The organism is Xanthomonas sp. 3307 (assembly GCF_014199735.1).
Classification (GTDB): Bacteria; Pseudomonadota; Gammaproteobacteria; order Xanthomonadales; family Xanthomonadaceae; genus Xanthomonas_A; species Xanthomonas_A rydalmerensis.
In genome coordinates this window covers 156,661-175,975 of the sequence record NZ_JACHOG010000003.1, presented here as the reverse complement: position 1 = coordinate 175,975, position 19,315 = coordinate 156,661, and the positions used below count along the sequence as shown (strand labels likewise).

Genomic DNA, 19,315 nt, shown 5'->3' with positions numbered 1-19,315 from the left:
ACTCCCGCGCCGCACATCGCCCTTCCGTCACCGAGCCGTTCCCCGATGCCTTCCGACACCGCCGCCACGGCCCGCATTCCGATTTTCATGTACCACAACGTGGCCGAGGCGCCGCGCCACCTGCAGGTGTACCGCAGCCTGTACGTGAGCCCCGGCCGTTTCGCCCGGCAGATGCGCCTGCTGCAGCGGCTGGGCTACCGCGGCGTGTCCATGTCCGACGCCATGCCCTACCTGCGCGGCGAACGCGAGGGGAAGATCGCGGTGGTCACCCTGGACGACGGCTACCTGGACAACCTGCAGGCGGCGTTGCCGGTGCTGCAGCGGCTGGGCTTCACCGCCACGGTGTACATGGTCAGCGGCTGCATCGGCCGCCACAACGTGTGGGATGCGCAGAAGCTCGGCATCGAGAAGCCGCTGATGAACCTCGCCGAGCTGCGTCAGTGGCGCGCCGGCGGCATGGAAATCGGCGCGCACACCCGCTCGCACCCGCACCTGACCGGCTGCAGCGATGCGGCCCTGCGCGAGGAGATCGGCGGCTGCAAGCGCGAGCTGGAGGACCTGCTCGGCGAGGCGGTGCCGCAGTTCTGCTACCCCTACGGCGATGTCGACGACCGCGTCGCCGACGTGGTGCGGGAGGCCGGCTACACCGCCGCCACCAGCACCCGCCGCGGCCGCGCGCTGGCCGGCTCGGACCCGATGCGTTACCCGCGCATCCAGGTCGCGCGCCATCACCTGCTGCCGCAGTTCGCGCTGCGCGCGTTCACCGCCTACGAGGACCGCCGCGGATGAAATTCCTGTTCGTCGGCACCAATCCCGAAAACACCGGCGCGGCCACGCATTTCGTCGCGCTGGCGCAGGCGCTGGCCGGCGTCGGCCACCAGGTGGAGGTCATCGCCTGCGAGGGCGGCCTGATCGCCGACGAGTTGCGCCGCAGCGGCATCACCGTGCACGTCGGGCACTTCCGCAACGTGCTCGATCCCGAGGGCTACGGACCGCTGCTGCGGGTGGCGCGGCGCAGCCGGCCGGACTGGCTGGTCGGCAACTTCGGCAAGGAGTACTGGCCGCTGCTGCTGGCCGGGCGCGCGCTGGGTATCCCCGTCGCGCTGTTCCGCCACCGCACGCCGGCGATGAGCGCGCTGTCCGGCTACGCGATCCCGCGCCTGGCGGCGCGCTTCTTCGCGGTGTCGCACTATGCGCGGCAGGCCTACCTGGAATGCGGCGTGCCCGAGGCGCTGGTGCAGGTGCTGTACAACCCGGTGACCATGGAACGGCTGCGCCCGGATCCGGAACGCGGCCGCGCCATCCGCGCCGCGCAGCGGTTGCCCGAGGACGCGATCGTGCTCGGCTACAGCGGGCGCATGCACGCCGGCAAGGGCATCTTCCCGTTGCTGGAGGCCGCTTCGGCGGCGATGGCGCAGGAGCCGCGGCTGCACTGCCTGTGGCTGGGCGACGGCCCGGACGCGGCGCAGCTGCAGGCGCAGGCCGCGGCGCAGCCGCACGGCGAGCGCCACCGCTTCGTCGGCTGGGTCAACGACACCACCCCGTACTACAACGCGATGTCGATGCTGGCGTTCCCGTCGCTGGCGCCGGAAACCTTCGGCCGGGTCTCGGTGGAGGCGCAGGCCAGTGGCGTGCCGGTGCTGGCCAGCCACGTCGGCGGCACCGCAGAGACGCTGGACCCCGGGGTCAGCGGCGAATTGCTCACGCCCGGCGACGTGGACGGCTGGCGCGATGCGATCCTGCGCCTGTGCGACAGCGAACGCCGCCAGCGCATGGGCCAGGCCGGGCGCGACTTCGTGCAGCGCCATTTCGGCGGCGCGGTGATCGCCGCGCAGTTCGTGCACCTGCTGCAGCAGCCGCGCTGCGCGCCGCGACCGCTGGCGCCGTCGCGCACCGATCCGGCCTGAGCGAATGCACCGAACGAGCTGGCCTGCGCGATTTCGCTCAGGGGCGGCTGCCGATCGACAGCGTCTGCGCTTCCAGTGGCTGCAGACGCTGCTGCACCGCATCCGGCGAGCGGGTGTACGGCGCCAGCAGCGCACGCGTGGCGCGGCCTGCGCCGCGCACGCTCGGCGTGCTTAGCGCGGCGCGCCGGCGATGTGCTGCCGCTCGCGCAGCGCACTGCACAGGCGAATGGTTTCGGCGGTCTGCGCCAGGCCGCGGTCGGCGCCGCTGAGCGTTTTCAGGCGCGGCGTGAAGAACGCCTCCAGTCGATCCGCTTCGGCGGCGTCGCAGCCACCGGCGGCGGCCAGCGCCGGCAAGCGGCCGCCGTCGAAGGAACCGGAGCGCGTCACGATGCGATCGAAGTGGGCCGTGTACCAGGGCCACATCGAGGCATGCGTCGCCGGCTCGGCATGCCCGCCCATCAACAGGCTGGCCATCTCGCCGACCTTGATCGCATCGGTCAGGGCGAAATCGCGCACCTTCTGCAACTGCTGCGGCTCGCGCACGGCACCGAGCGCGGCGATCATCGCGTTGCGCTGGGCCGGCTCGCCATGACCACGCAAGGCCGCGATCAACGCGTCCACCGCCGGCGCACCGCGCTCCTGCACCGCCACGGTCAGTGCTGCGCCGAGCAGATCCGGGTTGGCGGCGGCGAACTCCAACGTGCTCCCCTTGCCGGCCAGCACCGCATCGCCCTGGGCCAGCAGCGCCTGCCGCACCGCCGGCACGCCCATGGTCACGCCGAGCAACTCGGCCAGGTTGGAGCGCAGCGCCACATCCTCGTCGCTATCGCCGGCGCGGCGCTGATAGCCAAGCGCCTGCAGGCGTGCACCGAACGCGGCTTCGGTCGCCAAGCGCAGCGCATCCCGTTGCGCCTCGTCGCGCGCCAGCACCCGCCAGATCCACGCGATGCGATCGTTCATCGCGGTGGCCACCGCCGTGGCCTTGGCCGGCGCCAGTTGCCGCATCGCCGCGATCACGTCGGCGGTGTCGGCGTCGCCGGTGCGGAAGGCGCTGTCGATGGCATCGGCGTAGGCCAGCTTCTCGGCGTCGTCGAGCGCATCGAGATGGTGGCCGAGCGCGGCCAGTTGCGGCTTGGGCAGGGCGAAGCGGTAGTAGCCGGTGCCGCCGGCGTTCGGCATCACCCAGCTGTCGGCATCGGCGCCGGCGAGCACGAGACGGCCGTCGCTGGCCGACAGCATCTGGCAGGCGCGGCGCACGCCCTGGCGCGTGCCGTACTTGACGCACATCGGCACGCCCCAGGTCTGCGCGGCGCTGCCGCGCGAGCCCAGCGGCAGGAAGCGCTGCTGGTGCAGTTGCAGCACCGCACCGCCCGACGCTGGCTGCAGCCGCGCCTGCAGGTAGGGCACGCCCGGCTGATCGAGGAAGCTGCGGAACGCGGCCTTGAAATCCTCGCCCTTGCCGGCGGCGGCGGCGATGGCGTCGACCAGATCGTCGGCAGTGGCGTTGCCGAAGCGGTGCGCGCGGATGTAGCTGCGCATGCCGCTGCGGAAGGTGTCCTCACCGACGAACTGCTCGAACATGCCCAGTACCGCGGCGCCCTTGCGGTAGGTGATGCTGTCGAAGGCGGTCTCGATGTCGCCGTTACCGGTGATCGGCTGGCGGATCTTGCGTGCGCTGACCAGGCTGTCGTTGTTCATCGCGTCCTGCGCGGCACTGATGCGGTCCAGGTCGGCGCGGTACTGCGGACGCAGGCGCATGGTGATCTTCTGCTGCATCCAGGTGGCGAAGGCCTCGTTGAGCCACAGGTCGTTCCACCAGGCCATGGTCACCGTGTCGCCGGTCCACTGGTGCGCCAGTTCGTGCGCGGTGACGTTGAACGAGCCCTCGACGTTGTGCCGCGGCGAATCGTCGTCCAGCAGCAGTAGCCAGTCGCGGAAGGTGACGAAGCCGGGGTTCTCCATCGCGCCGGCGGAGAAGTCCGGCGCGGCCACCAGGTCCAGCTTGTCGAACGGATAGCCGAAGTCGTAGTAGTCCTCCAGCGCGGCGATGATGTCCGGTGTCTGCTGCAGCGCGCGCTGGATGCGAGGCCCCTGCCCGTGCGCGGCCACGCCGCGCAGCGGAATCGACTGCGGGCGCTGCGGCGTGGCCGGCAGCACCGGTCCGTCGACCACGTCCCACGGCCCGACCGCGTAGGCCACCAGGTAGGTCGGCAGCGGCACGGTCTCGGCGAAGCGCACCGTCTTCCAGCCCTTGCCGGCCGGCTCGGTGGACTCGGCGCGGGTATTGGCCAGCGCCTGCTCGCCGTCGGGCACGGTCAGGCGCAGCGCGAACGGCGTCTTCAGCGCCGGCTCGTCGAAGCCGGGAAAGGCGTAGCGCGCGCTGATCGGTTCCATCTGCGTCAAGGCGTAGGCATGCCCCTGCGCCTTGACCTGATACAGGCCCTGTAACTGCTGGTTGAACGGCGCGCTGTAGACGATGGTGAGGGTCAGCTCCTGCGGCTGCAGGGTGCGCCCGAAGGCGATGCGGGCCACACCGGCCTGTGCATCGGCCTGCGCGTAACGCACCGGGAACGAGGCGCCGTCGGCGGTGCGCAGCGTGGCCTTGCGCACCCGCAGTTCCTTGCCGTGCAGCCACAGGTGGTCGGAAGCGCGCTCCAGGCGCACGCGCAAGGTGGCGGTGCCGTCGAAGTCGGTGCGCTCCGGATCGATCTTCAGGTCCAGCGCATAGTGCTCGGGCACCGCCCAATCCGGCAGGCGCCCGCTCGGCACCGCATCGGGCGCCTGCGCGCAGGCCGCGCCGCAGCACAGCGCGAGGACGGAGAACAGCACGCGACGGGGCAGAGCTGGCATGGATGGGTCTTCGCCGATGAGGAGGGCGACGACTTAAGCATGCGCGGAAGCGACTGTCACGTGATGACGGTCAGTGGGACAACACTAGCGCTCGCGCGGGGAGCAGTTCGTCGTAGGAATCAACTGCCATGCAGCCGCGACGAACGATTCCTGCTGTGCACCCACCCTTTTGGTTACCTTTTTCTTTGCGCGAGAAAAGAAGCGCTTCTCAGCAGCCGAAGGCTGATCAAAGTAACTCGCCCGCAAGGGCGAAAGCCGTTGCTATTGCTCATTTTGTTGCGGCGGCAGTTGGATTGTAGGAGCGGCTTCAGCCGCGACCGGACTTTACCGGGAAAGCCTGGTCGCGGCTGAAGCCGCTCCTACAAGGGCGCTACAGGGGCACGGCGACATGATCGACACCGGCACGCCAGCGGCAAAACCTCGCTCCCCGCCTCAGTCCTGCAGCCCCAGCGCCGCCAGTACCTGCGCGGCCAGCGCTTCGGCATTGTCGCCATCGGCGTGCAGGTGCAGTTCCGGCCGCTCCGGCGCTTCGTACGGCGAATCGATGCCGGTGAAGTTGGGGATCAGGCCGGCGCGCGCCTTGGCGTACAGGCCCTTGATGTCGCGCGCCTCGGCCACCGGCAGCGGGACGTCGACGAACACCTCGAGGAATTCGCCCTCGCCGAAGCGCTCGCGCGCCAGTTGCCGCTCGGCGCGGAACGGTGAGATGAAGCTGACCAGCACGATCAGGCCGGCGTCGGTCATCAACCTGGCCACTTCGGCGACGCGACGGATGTTCTCGACGCGGTCCTCGTCGGTGAAGCCCAGGTCGCGATTCAGGCCGTGGCGGACGTTGTCGCCGTCGAGGATGAAGGTGTGGTAGCCCAGTGCGTGCAGGCGCTTGTCGACCAGGTTGGCGATGGTCGACTTGCCGGCGCCGGACAGGCCGGTGAACCACAGCACCTTCGGCGTCTGTCCCTTGATCCGCGCGCGCGCGGCCTTGTCCACGTCCAGGTGCTGCCAGTGCACGTTGCCGGCGCGGCGCAGCGCGAAATCCAGGGTGCCGGCGGCGACGGTGGCATTGCTGTGGCGGTCGATCAGGATGAAACCGCCGAGTGTGCGGTCCTGCGCGTACGGGGCGAAGGCGATCGGCTGGTCCAGCGCCAGGTTGCAGTAGCCGACCTCGTTGAGTTCCAGCCGCTTGGCCGCCAGCCGCTCCTGCGTGTTGACGTCGATGCGGTGCTTGATCTCGGTGACGCTGGCGGCCACGGTGCGCGCGCCGATCTTCAGCCAGTACGGGCGGCCCGGCAACAGCGCGGCATCGTCCATCCACAGCACGTGCGCGGCGAACTGGTCGGCCACCTCCGGCGGATCGCCGGCGGCGGCGATGACGTCGCCACGGCTGACGTCGATCTCCTCGGTCAGGGTCAGGGTCACCGCCTGCCCGACCACCGCGCGCGGCACCGGCTCGGCGCCGACCAGCACCTGTGCCACCTGCGCGCGCCGCGCCGACGGCAGCACCACCACCGCATCGCCGGGCTGCACCGCACCGGCCGCCACGGTGCCGGCGAAGCCGCGGAACTGCGCGTGCGGGCGGTTGACCCACTGCACCGGCAGGCGCAGGCCGCTGTCGCCGCCGCGCGCATCCAGCTGCACGCCTTCCAGATGCTCGAGCAGCGCCGGACCGGCGTACCAGGGCATGCGCGGCGAGCGCTGCGACAGGTTGTCGCCCTCCAACGCGGACAGCGGAATGCACTGCACGTCGGCGATGCCCAGTTGCGCGGCGAGCGCACGGTACTCGCTGGCGATGCTCTCGAACGTCGCCTGATCGAACTCGACCAGGTCCATCTTGTTGACCGCCAACACCACGTGGCGGATGCCCAGCAGGGCGACGATGTAGCTGTGCCGGCGGGTCTGGGTCAGCACCCCCTTGGCGGCGTCGACCAACACCACCGCCACGTCGGCGGTGGACGCACCGGTGGCCATGTTGCGGGTGTACTGCGCATGCCCGGGGCAATCGGCGACGATGAACTTGCGCCGGTCGGTGTCGAAATAGCGGTAGGCCACGTCGATGGTGATGCCCTGTTCGCGCTCGGCGGCCAGGCCATCCAGCAACAGCGCATAGTCGATGGCCCCACCGCGGGTGCCGTGGCGCTTGCTGTCGGCACCGAGCGCAGCCAACTGGTCGTCGAACAGCCGCTTGCTGTCGTACAGCAAGCGCCCGATCAGCGTGCTCTTGCCGTCGTCGACGCTGCCGCAGGTGATGAAGCGCAGCAGTGGCTTGTGTTCGTGTTGTTGCAAGTAGGCGGCGACTGCGTCGCCGCCTACGGGATTGGAGATTCGGGATTGGGGATTCGTAACAGCGTTCCCTCCCGACACCGCATCCGTCGCCGAACTGCGCTCTTGCGAATCCCCAATCCCGAATCCCGACTCCCGGCCCATCAGAAATAACCCTCCACCTTTTTCTGCTCCATCGACGCGCCCGGATCCTGGTCGATGATCCGGCCCTGGCGTTCGGAGGTGGTGGCCTGCAGCATCTCGGCGATGATCTTCTCCAGGGTGTCGGCCTGCGACTCGATCGCGCCGGTCAGCGGGTAGCAGCCGAGGGTGCGGAAGCGCACGCGGCGCAGTTGCGGGGTTTCGCCGGGACGCAGCGGCAGGCGCGCGTCGTCGACCATGATCAGCGTGCCGTCGCGCTCCACCACCGGGCGTTCGGCGGCGAAGTACAGCGGCACCACCGGGATCGCTTCGCGGTAGATGTACAGCCAGATGTCCAGTTCGGTCCAGTTGGACAGCGGGAACACGCGCACGCTCTCGCCGGGGTGGATCCGCGGGTTGTACAGATTCCACAGCTCCGGACGCTGCTGCTTGGGATCCCAGCGGTGGTGCGCGTTGCGGAACGAGAACACGCGCTCCTTGGCGCGCGCCTTCTCCTCGTCGCGGCGCGCGCCGCCGATGGCGGCATCGAACTTCCACAGGTCCAGGGCCTGCTTCAGCGCCTGGGTCTTCATCACGTCGGTGTGCACGCTGGCGCCGTGACTGAACGGGCCAACGCCCTGCGCGACGCCGTCGGGATTGATGTGCACGCGAAGCTCCACGCCGGTCTCGGCGGCGCGGTGGTCGCGGAAGGCGATCATCTCGCGGAACTTCCAGCGTGTGTCCACGTGCAGCAGCGGGATCGGCGGCAGCGCCGGCGCGAACGCCTTGAGCAGCAGGTGCAGCAGCACCGAGCTGTCCTTGCCCACCGAATACAGCAGCACCGGGTTGCGGAATTCGGCGGCGACCTCGCGCAGGATGTGGATGCTCTCGGCCTCGAGGCGGTCGAGATGGGACAGGGGTGACGAACTCATCGAGACGGCAGCGGCAGGCAGTGGAGACCGGACCGAAGCGTAGCAGCGGTCGTGGCAGTCGGGTCGGCAGTGTGCGTCCGCTGGCCACTCGGCAGAAATAAGCCCCGGGCATGAGCCGATAACCCCTGTTCCTTTCTGCACCGCGCAACGAATCCCTAACATCGGCCATCCCTTCCTCATACATCGGACCGGCCATGACCGCCGCCTCGCCCGCGTTGCCGCCCAGCCCCTTGCCCGAGGAGCGCAAGGCATTGCTGGCGCGGACCGTGGAGGGCCTGGACGCGGCCGGCCTGTGGTGGCTGTCCGGCTACGCCGCCGGCCTGGCCCAGGCGCAGGGGCCGGCGACCCCGGCGCTGGCCGTGGTCGCCGGCGCTGCCGCGGCCCCCTCGCCCGCGCCGCAGTTGAGCATCGTCTACGGCAGCCAGACCGGCAACGCGCGTCGCGCCGCCGAACAGGTGGCCGCCGAGGCCGAAACCGCTGGCCTGGCGGTGCGGCTGCTGCGCGCCGACGCCTATCCCACCCGCGAGCTGGGCAACGAGCGTCTGCTGTACGTGGTCATCAGCACCCAGGGCGAGGGCGACCCGCCGGACGATGCGATCGGCTTCGTCGAGTTCCTGCAGGGCCGGCGCGCGCCGAAGCTGCCGCAGCTGCAATACGCCGTGCTCGGCCTGGGCGATTCCAGCTACGCCGATTTCTGCGGCATCGCCCGGCGCCTGGACGCGCGCCTGGCCGAACTCGGCGCGCAGCGGCTGCTGCCGCTGGGCGAGGCCGACCTGGAGATCGAAACGGTAGCCGCGCCGTGGCGCGCGCAGGCGCTGGCGCAGGCACGCGCCGTGCTGGGCCGCACGCCCGCGGCGCCATCGGCCACGGTGACGCCGCTGCGCGGCGCCGCCGCCGCGACGTGGAGCCGCACCCAGCCGTTCGCCGCCGAGGTGCTGGCCAACCAGCCGATCAGCGGCCGCGATTTCAAGGGGCCGCGCTACGCCGCGCACGGCCAGGCCGACAAGGACGTGCGCCACCTGGAACTGTCGCTGGCCGGCAGCGGCCTGCACTACGAACCCGGCGATGCCTTGGGCGTGCGCCATCGCAATCCGCCCGCGCTGGTCGAGGCGGTGTTGACCGCGACCCGACTGGACGGTGACGTCGAATTCACTGCCGATGGGCAGACACTGTCCCTGCACGAGTGGCTCAGCGGCCACCGCGAACTGACCCGGGCCTCGCGCCCGTTGCTCGCCGCGGTGGCCGAACGCGCCGGCGCGACCGCGCTGACCGAGCTGCTCGACCCCACCCAGACCGCCGGCCTGGCGGCGCTGCTCGCCGATCACCAAGTGATCGACGTGCTGCGTCGCTGGCCGGCGGATTGGGACCACGCCGCGCTGCTGCAGGCGCTGCGGCCGATGGTCCCGCGGCTGTACTCGATCGCCTCCAGCCAAAAGCGGGTCGGCGACGAAGCCCACCTCACCGTCGACGTCCTCGCCTATGACGCACACGGCCATGCGCATGGCGGCGCCGCCAGCGGCTATCTGGCCGCCTTGGCCGAAGGCGACAGCGCGCCGGTCTACATCGAACCCAACGAACGCTTCCGGGTGCCGGCCGACGGCAGCCGCGACATCGTGATGATCGGCCCCGGCACCGGCGTGGCGCCGTTCCGCGGCTTCGTGCAGGAACGCGCCGAAAGCGGTGCCAGCGGCCGCAACTGGTTGTTCTTCGGCGCCCGCCACTTCAACCGCGATTTCCTCTACCAGACCGAATGGCAGCAGGCACTGCGCAGCGGCGAACTGCACCGGCTGGACCTGGCGTTCTCGCGCGACGTGCAGCCGCTGCACGGCACCGCCGCGCCAGCCAAGGTGTACGTGCAGCAGCGCCTGCGCGAACACGGCCGCGCCGTCTACGACTGGCTGCAGAACGGCGCGCACCTGTACGTGTGCGGCGCCATCGCCATGGGCAAGGACGTGCACGCCACCCTGCTGGAGCTCGTCGCCGAACACGGCGCCCACAGCCCCGAGGACGCCGCGGCCTACCTCAGCCAATTGCAGCGGGAGGGGCGGTATGCGCGCGATGTCTATTGAGGCCGGGATTTGGGAGTCGGGATTGGGGATTCGTCGAAGCGGCGATCCGCGCGCCTGTTGCTGTCGAAGGCTTTGATCCGTCAGCACACGTCTGCTCGCTCCACCAATCCCGAATCCCCATTCCCCAATCCCGGCCCTTCAATGTCCCATTCCGTCGAAGACATCAAGCACAAAAGCCAGCGGCTGCGCGGGTCGCTGCTGCAGAGCCTGGCCGATCCGGTCACCGGGGCGCTGCGCGAGGACGATCAGACCCTGATCAAGTACCACGGCAGCTACCAGCAGGACGACCGCGATCTGCGCGAGGAGCGGCGCCGGCAGAAGCTGGAGCCGGCCTACCAGTTCATGATCCGCACGCGCACCCCGGGCGGGGTGGTGGATCCGGCGCAGTGGCTCAAGCTCGACGCCATCGCCACCACCTACGGCAACCACTCGCTGCGCATCACCACGCGCCAGGCATTCCAGTTCCACGGGGTGATCAAGCGCGAACTGAAAGCGACCATGCAGGCGATCAACGCCGCGCTGATCGACACGCTGGCCGCCTGCGGCGACGTCAACCGCAACGTGCAGGTCGCCGCCAATCCGCTGGCCTCGCAGGCGCATGCCACGCTCTATGCCGATGCCGCGCGCGTGTCCGAACACCTGCTGCCCAACACCCGCGCCTACTACGAGATCTGGCTGGACGAGGAGCAGGTCGCCGGCAGCGGCCAGGAGGACGAGCCGATCTACGGCAACGCCTACCTGCCGCGCAAGTTCAAGATCGGCTTCGCACTGCCGCCGGTCAACGACGTCGACGTGTTCGCCAACGACCTGGGGTTCATCGGCGTGCTCGACGCCGACGGCACGCTGGCTGGCTACAACGTCAGTCTTGGCGGCGGCATGGGCGCCAGCCACGGCGACGCGGAGACCTACCCGCGCGTGGCCAACGTAGTCGGCTTCATCGACCGCGCGCAGTTGCTCGACGTCGCCACCGCCGTGGTCACCACCCAGCGCGACCTGGGCAACCGCACGGTGCGCAAGCGCGCACGCTTCAAATACACCATCGACGACCACGGCCTGGACACGGTGGTGGCGGAGATCGAGCGCCGCGCCGGCGTGCGCCTGCAGCCCGTGCGCGCCTTCGCCTTCGAGCACAACGGCGACCGCGACGGCTGGAACGAAGGCGAAGACGGCCGCTGGCACCTGACCCTGTCGCTGCCCGCCGGGCGTATCGCCGACCACGCCGACGGCGCGCAGCACCTCAGCGGCCTGCGCGCGATCGCCGCGCACCTGCGCGACGACGGCGACGGTGCGCACTTCCGCATGACCGCGAACCAGAACCTGGTGATCGCCGGCATTCCCGCCGCGCAACGCGCCGCGATCGACGCGCTGGTGCGCGCGCACGCGCTGGACGCCGGCAACCGCGCGCCCACCGCGCTGGCGCGCGCGGCGATGGCCTGCGTGGCCCTGCCGACCTGCGGTCTTGCGATGGCCGAGGCCGAGCGCTACCTGCCGGCCTTCGCCGCGCAGCTGCAACCGTTGCTGGCCCGCCACGGCCTGGAAGACGCGCCGATCCTGCTGCGCCTCTCCGGCTGCCCGAACGGCTGTTCGCGGCCGTACCTGGCCGAGATCGCCCTGGTCGGCAAGGCGCCGGGGCGCTACAACCTGATGCTCGGCGGCGACCACCGCGGCCAGCGCCTCAACACCCTGTACCGCGAGAACATCGCCGAGCCGGAGATCCTCGCCGCGCTGGAACCGCTGTTCGCACGCTATGCCAGCGAACGCGGCGCGGACGAGCGCTTCGGCGACTTCCTGCACCGCACCGGCGTGGTCGAACTGCCCGCCTACCCCACCCACCGTCACCTGATTCCGTCGGAACTGCACGCATGAGCGCTCTGCCCGCTGCCTCCCACAACGTCTCCGCCAACGCACCGGCGCCAGCCCTGGATCTCGATGCCGCCAATGCGCTGCTGGCGACGCTGTCCGCGCCGGAGCGGGTGGCCTGGGCGCTGCAGCACGGCCCGGCCGAGCCCGCGTTGTCGTCCAGCTTCGGCGCGCAATCGGCGGCCACCTTGCACCTGCTGACCCGGCAGCGCCCGGACATCCCGGTGATCCTGATCGACACCGGCTACCTGTTCGCCGAAACCTATCGCTTCGCCGACGCGCTCACCGAGCGGCTCAAGCTCAATCTCAAGATCTACCGCCCGCTGGTCAGCCGTGCCTGGATGGAAGCGCGCCACGGCCGCCTGTGGGAACAGGGCATGGTCGGCATCGAGCAATACAACAACCTGCGCAAGGTCGAGCCGATGCGCCGCGCCCTGGACGAACTGAAGGTCGGCACCTGGTTCACCGGCCTGCGCCGCAGCCAGTCCGACAGCCGCGCGCAGACCCCGTTCGTGCAGAAGCGCGGCGACCGCTACAAGATCAACCCGATCGCCGACTGGAGCGACCGCGACCTGTGGCAATACATGCAGCAGCACGACCTGCCCTATCACCCGCTGTGGGAGCAGGGCTACGTCTCCATCGGCGACTTCCACACCACCCGCCGCTGGGAACCGGGCATGCGCGAGGAAGACACCCGCTTCTTCGGGCTCAAGCGCGAGTGCGGGATCCACGAGGATCTGTGACGCGCTCCAGCACGCGCCCGGCCTGTTGTAGGAACTCTAGGAGCGGCTTCAGCCGCGACAGACGTACCGACCACACCGTGTCTTTTCCGTAGGAGCGGCTTCAGCCGCGACCGGGCGTTCCGATGCCCCCCGGTCGCGGCTGAAGCCGCTCCTACAAGGGCGGCCCCGTGCCCCCTGTGCAAGTCCCGACGCCAGCGCTGACCACTGATCCCTCCTTGTGGGAGGGACTTCAGTCCCGACTGCAGCCAGGCTGGAGGCGCCGACGGCTTCGCTTACCGCCGCAGAATCACAGTGGATGCCTCACCGACCTCCTAAGCCGCCACCGCGGGCTCGCGCCGCAGCACCAGCACCCAGTCCAGCGCCAGCATCAGCAGCAAGGACAGGCCGACCAGCGGGAACAGCATCCCGCCCAGCGCCAGCAGCGCGACCACGCCGCGCAAGGTGCGCCGATCCGCCGGTAACGGCGGCACCCCGAGCCCGCCCTGCGGACGCCGCTTCCACCACATCACCGCGGCGCTCACACACAGCAGCACGATGCCCAGGCAGGCGCCGATCAGGATGAGCTGGTTGAGCACGCCGTACTCCTGGCCGAGGTGCACGTTGATGCCCCACTCCAGCGTCTTGGCCAGCGGGCCGTAGTCGGCATAGCGCATGTCCAGCAGCACCTGGCCGCTGTACTGATCCAGATGGATCACCCGTTGCTGGGCCAGGTCCGGCGGATACACCGAGGCGGTATAGACCCCGCGCACGCCGCGCGGCAGCGCCACGCTGTAGCCCGGCGCGATGCCGCGCGCCTGGAACCGCGCCACCGCTGCATCCAGGCCGATCGCGTCCGCCGCCGGCGCGGCGTCCGGCATGTCGGCCATGCCGCCGTGTTCGGCGTGACCATCGTGCGCGCCGTGCGCCGCATGCGGGTCCGCGGCCGGCGGCGACGATTGCGGCAGGCGCGCCTGCCGCAACGACCACGCTGGCACCTCGCTGTCGCTCAGCCGCTGCGTCGACATCGGCACATCCACCCGCAGCCCGGACGGATAGCCATAGTGGTGGCCATTGGCCAGGCGGTTGACCTGCGCGCCCCAGAACCACGACCACGGCATCCCGGTCAGCGCCAGGAACAGCAGCAGCGCACCGACCACGCTGCCGGTGAGCGCATGCAGATCGCGCCAGAACACGCGCTGCGCCGGCCGCCCGCGCACCGTGGTCACGCCGCCACGGCGCCCGCGCGGCCACCACAGGTACACGCCGGTCAGCACCAGCAGGATCGCCCAGCCGGCCGCCACCTCGATCAGTGCATTGGCGAACCAGCCGACATAGTCGAGGCTGTGCAGGCGGCGGATCGTCCAGGCCACGGTGCCGTGCTCGGGCAACTGACCCAGCACCCGCGCCCGGTACGGATCCACGTACACGACCGCGTGGCGACCATCGGCGGTGGCGATGGTCACTTCGGCCGAGGCATCGCGCCGCAGCGGCGTGGTGTAGCGCAGCGCCTGGCCCGGTTGCGCGGCCAGGGCCGCATCCAGCAGCCGCTGCGGTGCCAACGCCTGCGCGTGCTCCGGCACCGGCACGGTCTTCAGCGCGCGGTGGAAGTAGCCGTCGATCGGCTGCTGGTAGACGAAGGCCGCACCGGTCAGCGCCAGCCAGAGCAGCAGCGGCAGCACCAGCAGGCCGGCATAGAAATGCCAGCGCCACACCGCGCGGTAGAAGCGCGCCGGCGCCGCCTCGGTGATGATGGCTTTCGTGGTCATCACCAACCCCAGCTCAGCGTGGCGTACAGCGCGCGGCCGTCGCCGGGCGAGTAGCCGGAGGACCCGCTGTCGTACCAGGCGTAGACGTAGTGCCGATCGGTCAGGTTCTTCAGTTGCAGCGACAGTTCGCGCTGCGCGCGCCAGCGCCAGGTCGCACCGAGATTGGCCAGCGCGTAGCCGCCGTAGCGGCCCAAGGTGTTGCTGCGCTCCACGTAGTAGTCGCCCTGCGCATTGCCCCAGGCCGACAGCGTCAGCCGCGGCGTGGCCTGCCAGTCGATGCCCGCCGTCGCAAGATAGTGCGGCACGTTCTCGATCTCCTTGCCGCGTGTGTCAGGCGCACTCGGGTCCGGCGTGACGATCAGCGCGCGTTGCCGCGAGTACGCCAGCCACAGCGTCCAACGTTCGTCCGGACGCAGGTTCAGTTGCGCGTCCCAGCCGCGGCGCAGGGTCTTGCCGACATTGCCGACCTCGCCGGTGCCGACACTGCCGTTCACGCCGAGGATGGTCGCCACTTCGTCGGAGGCGCGCTGCTCCCAGTAAGCCACGCGCGCGTCCCAGCGCTGCTGCGTGCCGGCGAACTTGAGGCCGGTCTCCCAGCCATCGTTGAACGAGGGCGCCAGGTTGCCTGCCTGGGTACGATAGGCGCCGTTGCCGCTGCCGATCTGGAAGGTGCGGCCGATGTTGGCGTACAGGCTGGCCTGCGCGGTCAGCGCATACACCGCGCTGAACTTGGGTTGGCGGATCGTGCCGTAGGCGTAGGCGGGATAGCGCGCGCCGCTGGCGACGTCGCGGAACTGCCCGCCGACGCGATCCACCCGGTAGCCGGGCACCAGCTGCAGGCGCGCGGTCGGGCGCAGCACCGCCTGCACGTAGGCGCCTTCGGTGTGCAGATCGAAGTCCCAGTCGCGCAGCGGCGCGGTGCGCACGCGCGCCACCGTGCGGTAGCGCTGCGAGATGTTGTCCTGCCACTGCGCATCCACCCCGCCCTCCAGCGCGAAGGCGTCGGCGCGGGCCAGCGCCGGGCGCCAGCTGAGCCTGGCCAGCACGCCGCGCTGGCGCTCGTCGGTGTCGCGCTCCTGCTGCGCGCCGGCGGCGGTGAAGCGCACCCAGCGCTGGTTGTCGTAGCGGTTCCAGTACGCCTTGGCGCTGCCCTGCACGCTGTCGGCCAGACGCCCGTCCAGGTGCAGCGACAGCTGCGTGGTGTGGCGTTGGCTGCGGTCGTCGCGCGCGTAGTCGGGGGAACTGCGCGGGGCGCGCTGCGCGGTGGCGTAGTCGAGATAGCCCGCCTCCAACGCCGTGTTGCGGTAGTCCCGCGCGCTGAGCCCGGCGCGCCAGCGCCCGTCCGGATCGGTATAGAACCATTTGCCGGAGAACGCGTGCTTGCGTGCGTCGGCGTGGTCGCGGTAGCCGTCGCTGTCGCGCCAGGCGGCGAAATAGTTCTGGCTCCAGGCGCCGCGCTCGATGCCCTGCGTCGCCTGCACCTCGCGGGTGCCGAAGCTGCCGACGGTGACGCTGGCGCGGCCGTCGTTGCCGCCGCTGCGGGTCAGCACGTCGACGCTGCCGGCGATCGCGTCCAGGCCGTAGCGCGGGTCGTTGGTGCCGCGCACGATCTCGATCGCGGCGATGTCCAGCGGGAATACCGCATCCAGGTACGGCATGGCGCCGGCATTGTCGTTGCTGGGCACGCCGTCGATCAGCAGCTTGACCGCATTGACCCGGCCTTCGCCGTTGAAGCCGCGAAAGGAAAAACGCCCGGCGTCGGTGCCCATCTTGAACTGGGTCACCTGCACGCCGGGCGCGCGCATCAGCAGTTCCCAGCTGTAGTCCACGTGCTGGTCCTGCAGCAGGTCGCCGCCGAGGATGTCGACGGAACTGAACACGCTGCGCGCGTTGGAACCGGCGGCCAGCGGCGAGGTGGCCTGGACCTTGCCCAGGGTGAGCACGGAATCGCCGGCGGCGCCCGGTGGCGCATCGGCGGCACGGGCGGGCGCGACCGCTGCGAGGCACACGCAGCAGCACGCCGCCACGGGCGGCATGGCAGAAAAGCGGAACATGGCGAAACTCCATCGGCACGAGGACATGCCGCAGCAGCGCCGCGGCACGGAAACGGCAACCCGTGGATCAGGAGAACAGCGGTGGCCCGCGCACCGGGTGTGCGCGGCGTGCGGTGGCCGTGACGACGCGGCGGCGCAGCGCCGCCACCGGCGCCGGCGGACAGCGCCAGGGCAGCAGCGCCAGCAACAGCGCCACCCACGGCAGCAGCCGCGCGGCGAGCAGGCAGTAATCGCAGGCCGGCGCATGCGCCAGCCCGGCATCGTCGTGATGGCCGCCATGCGCTGCAGACATGGCACCTGCCAGCGCCGCCAGGCGCAGGCCGCCACTGGTGCACAGCGCCTGGTCCTGCAGCGCCGCCGCCTCGGCCTGCGCCTGCCGCCACTGACTGATCGGCGGCGCCAGCAGCAACAGGCCGAGCGCCAGTGCGGCGAGCACGGCCCAGAGCGACGGCGGCTGGCGGAGACGGAACATCGGCGCATTCTAGAGGGTGTGCCGGCCATTGGACCGCCTGCGACGCGGTGTGCGGCGAAGTGACGCACACCCCGCGTCGCGGAAGTGCAGGACGGACCGCGTCATCGGTCGGCAGGCGACGGCCGTCAACAACGGCGCCTGCCTCCGTCATGGCCTCAGGCGGCGTCCTGCCGCCGGCCAGGCGCCCGGCAAGGTGGTCCATCGGTTACCCGGCCAGACCCGCTGTCGCTGCAGATCGACGACCGGCCGGTCCCATCCGGCCACGACCGCGACGAGCGCCGCGCACGCGCGGTGTCCGACGAGCGTGGCCCTTGCATGGCGCCGCGAATGCGGCACCATCGGCCGCGGCCGCGCAGCGCAGTCCCTTCCGGCCGCCCTTGTCCTGTCCATCCAGCGAGCCGCCCCATGCCGACGATCACCATCTACCACAACCCTGCCTGCGGCACTTCGCGCAACGTGCTCGGGCTGATCCGCAACAGCGGCGTCGAACCGACCGTGATCGAGTACCTGAAGACACCGCCGGACCGCGCCACCGTGCAGGCGCTGGCGGCCGCCAGCGGCCAGCCGCTGCGCGCACTGATCCGCGAGAAGGCCACACCGTACGCGGAGTTGGGACTGGACGATCCGGCGCTGGACGAGGACGCGCTGCTGGACGCCATCCAGCAACACCCGATCCTGCTCAACCGGCCGATCGTGGTCACCCCGCTGGGCACGCGCCTGTGCCGGCCGTCGGAGACGGTGCTGGAGATCCTGCCGTCGCCGCAGCGCGGCGCCTTCGCCCAGGAGGACGGCACGTTGCTGGTCGACGCGCAGGGCCGCTGGGTGGGCTGAAGCGAGGGGTCGCCGACGCTCCATCGAATTCGCTAAGCACGGGTGCAGCTCACGCGAGCGCCGCGTGAACGCCGTGTCGGCAAAAACCGTGACAGGTACCATAAACTGCGCGCCTTCCTGCCCGAGTCGCGCTGCATGTCCACCGTCGAAACCGCCGCCGACCCGGTCTACTGCGCGGCCAAGCCCCGCAACGAAGCGCTGCGCCTGGACGCACTGCACAGCTACGCGATCCTGGACACGCCGCGCGAGCCGGCGTTCGACGACATCACCCGGCTGGCCGGGCTGATCTGCCAGGCGCCGATCGCGGTGGTCAACCTGATCGACAGCGAGCGCCAGTGGTTCAAGAGCGAGATCGGGCTGGGCACGCGCGAAACGCCGTTGGCGACCTCGCTGTGCGCGCACGCCCTGCTCGAGGACGACCTGCTGCTGGTGCCGGATACCCGCGAGGACCCGCGCTTCGCCTGCAACCCGCTGGTCACCGGCGACATGCGCCTGCACTTCTACGCCGGCGCGCTGCTGAAGACCTCCGACGGCCTGGCCCTGGGCACGGTGTGCGTGCTGGACCGGCGCCCGCGCCAGCTCAGCTACGAGCAGATCGAAGCGCTGCGCGCGCTGGCGCGCCAGGCGATGGGGCAACTGGAACTGCGCAAGGCACTGCACATGGCGCAGGAATCCAACCACTACCGCAGCCGCCTGATGGCCATTGCCGGCCACGATCTGAAGGCGCCGCTGCGCACCGCGTCCTACGCGCTGAGCAAGCTGCAGCGTCAGCAGGACGCCGCGCAGGATGGTTCGCTGGAGACCGCGCGCGCCGCCTTGAACCAGGTCGCCAGCGGACTCGACCAGCTCGCCACCAACGCCGCCGCCGGCGAACTGCGCCTGCCGGCGCTGCAGGACCTGGCCCTGGCCGACGTGCTGGCGCCGATCCTGGCCACCTGGCAGCCGCAGGCGGCGGCCAAGGGCGTGCGGTTGCGCAGCGTGCCGACGTCCCTGCGCGTGCGCAGCAGTGCGCCCTTGCTGTCCACCTTGCTCGGCAACCTGCTGGGCAACGCGGTCAAATACACCGCGCAGGGCAAGGTGCTGATCGGCTGCCGGCGCCTTGGCGACCAGGTGGCGGTGGAGATCATCGACCGCGGCATCGGCATGGACGAAGACGGCCTGCGCACGCTGTTCCAGGCCTTCCGCCAGGCCGACCCGCGCAGCGACGGCCTCGGCCTCGGCCTGTGGATCGTGCGCCGCGCCGCCGAGACCCTGGGCTGCACCGTCGAAGTGCGCAGCCAGCCCGGCCAGGGCACCCGCTTCACCGTGCTGCTGCCGGCGGCCGCGCCCGTCACCTGAGCCGTGCCGGGCGCAGGAGCTGCCGCTGGCGCCCGCCCCCTCATCCGCCCCTTCGGGGCACCTTCTCCCGGTGGGAGAAGGGTGCGGCTCGACCCGCATGCAGTCGGGACTGAAGTC

The 19,315-nt window shown here is 70.7% G+C and carries 14 protein-coding genes; 7 read left to right on the top strand and 7 right to left on the bottom strand.

The window, feature by feature from the left end; all coding sequences use genetic code 11:
• Nucleotides 1-45: 45 nt before the first annotated feature.
• Both GGR64_RS09430 and GGR64_RS09425 read left to right on the top strand, forming a co-directional pair.
• Nucleotides 46-789 (top strand): polysaccharide deacetylase family protein, encoded by a 744-nt coding sequence (locus GGR64_RS09430; RefSeq protein ID WP_160967633.1) that lies wholly within the window; start codon nt 46-48, stop codon nt 787-789.
• Nucleotides 786-1,907: a glycosyltransferase family 4 protein gene (locus GGR64_RS09425; protein ID WP_184645435.1), complete on the top strand. Its 1,122-nt coding sequence runs from the start codon at nt 786-788 to the stop codon at nt 1,905-1,907. The genes GGR64_RS09430 and GGR64_RS09425 overlap by 4 nt, the downstream gene beginning before the upstream one ends.
• A gap of 37 nt (nt 1,908-1,944) precedes the next feature.
• Here GGR64_RS09425 and GGR64_RS20835 read toward each other — a convergent pair whose 3' ends face one another.
• From GGR64_RS20835 to cysD, 4 genes are all read right to left on the bottom strand, one after another.
• Nucleotides 1,945-2,067 (bottom strand): hypothetical protein, encoded by a 123-nt coding sequence (locus GGR64_RS20835; protein WP_260302975.1) that lies wholly within the window; start codon nt 2,065-2,067, stop codon nt 1,945-1,947.
• Between the two features lie 11 nt (nt 2,068-2,078).
• The gene (locus GGR64_RS09420; RefSeq protein WP_184645433.1) at nt 2,079-4,757 is read right to left on the bottom strand and encodes a M1 family metallopeptidase; all 2,679 of its coding nucleotides are present in this window, start codon (nt 4,755-4,757) and stop codon (nt 2,079-2,081) included.
• Nucleotides 4,758-5,189: 432 nt separating this feature from the next.
• Nucleotides 5,190-7,178 carry a sulfate adenylyltransferase subunit CysN gene (gene cysN, locus GGR64_RS09415; protein WP_184645431.1) on the bottom strand — a complete coding sequence of 663 codons (1,989 nt, stop codon included), beginning with the start codon at nt 7,176-7,178 and terminating at the stop codon, nt 5,190-5,192.
• Nucleotides 7,178-8,086: a sulfate adenylyltransferase subunit CysD gene (cysD, locus tag GGR64_RS09410; RefSeq protein ID WP_184645429.1), complete on the bottom strand. Its 909-nt coding sequence runs from the start codon at nt 8,084-8,086 to the stop codon at nt 7,178-7,180. Before cysD ends, cysN begins: the two co-directional genes overlap by 1 nt.
• 194 nt (nt 8,087-8,280) lie before the next feature.
• Between cysD and GGR64_RS09405 the strand changes: the two genes are divergently transcribed.
• From GGR64_RS09405 to GGR64_RS09395, 3 genes are all read left to right on the top strand, one after another.
• A complete protein-coding gene (locus GGR64_RS09405) occupies nt 8,281-10,155 on the top strand; it encodes an assimilatory sulfite reductase (NADPH) flavoprotein subunit (protein WP_184645427.1) in 1,875 nt (624 codons plus the stop codon).
• A gap of 141 nt (nt 10,156-10,296) precedes the next feature.
• Nucleotides 10,297-12,021: an assimilatory sulfite reductase (NADPH) hemoprotein subunit gene (gene cysI, locus GGR64_RS09400; RefSeq protein WP_184645425.1), complete on the top strand. Its 1,725-nt coding sequence runs from the start codon at nt 10,297-10,299 to the stop codon at nt 12,019-12,021.
• A complete protein-coding gene (locus GGR64_RS09395) occupies nt 12,018-12,758 on the top strand; it encodes a phosphoadenylyl-sulfate reductase (RefSeq protein ID WP_160967619.1) in 741 nt (246 codons plus the stop codon). Before cysI ends, GGR64_RS09395 begins: the two co-directional genes overlap by 4 nt.
• Before the next feature lie 311 nt (nt 12,759-13,069).
• Here the strand turns inward: GGR64_RS09395 and GGR64_RS09390 are convergent, their stop codons facing one another.
• The 3 genes from GGR64_RS09390 to GGR64_RS09380 all read right to left on the bottom strand — a co-directional run bounded on the left by GGR64_RS09390 (nt 13,070) and on the right by GGR64_RS09380 (nt 17,029).
• Nucleotides 13,070-14,503 carry a PepSY domain-containing protein gene (locus GGR64_RS09390; RefSeq protein WP_184645423.1) on the bottom strand — a complete coding sequence of 478 codons (1,434 nt, stop codon included), beginning with the start codon at nt 14,501-14,503 and terminating at the stop codon, nt 13,070-13,072.
• Complete coding sequence (locus tag GGR64_RS09385) at nt 14,503-16,557, bottom strand: TonB-dependent receptor (protein ID WP_221236159.1); 2,055 nt, start codon at nt 16,555-16,557, stop codon at nt 14,503-14,505. Before GGR64_RS09385 ends, GGR64_RS09390 begins: the two co-directional genes overlap by 1 nt.
• A gap of 67 nt (nt 16,558-16,624) precedes the next feature.
• A complete protein-coding gene (locus GGR64_RS09380) occupies nt 16,625-17,029 on the bottom strand; it encodes a DUF2946 family protein (RefSeq protein WP_184645421.1) in 405 nt (134 codons plus the stop codon).
• Between the two features lie 405 nt (nt 17,030-17,434).
• Here GGR64_RS09380 and arsC point away from each other — a divergent pair, with 405 nt between their 5' ends.
• Nucleotides 17,435-17,860, top strand: coding sequence for an arsenate reductase (glutaredoxin) (gene arsC, locus GGR64_RS09375; RefSeq protein ID WP_184645419.1), 426 nt, complete (start codon nt 17,435-17,437; stop codon nt 17,858-17,860).
• A 135-nt stretch (nt 17,861-17,995) separates the two neighbouring features.
• Nucleotides 17,996-19,198, top strand: a complete 1,203-nt coding sequence (locus GGR64_RS09370) for a HAMP domain-containing sensor histidine kinase (RefSeq protein WP_184645417.1) — start codon at nt 17,996-17,998, stop codon at nt 19,196-19,198.
• Nucleotides 19,199-19,315: the final 117 nt, after the last annotated feature.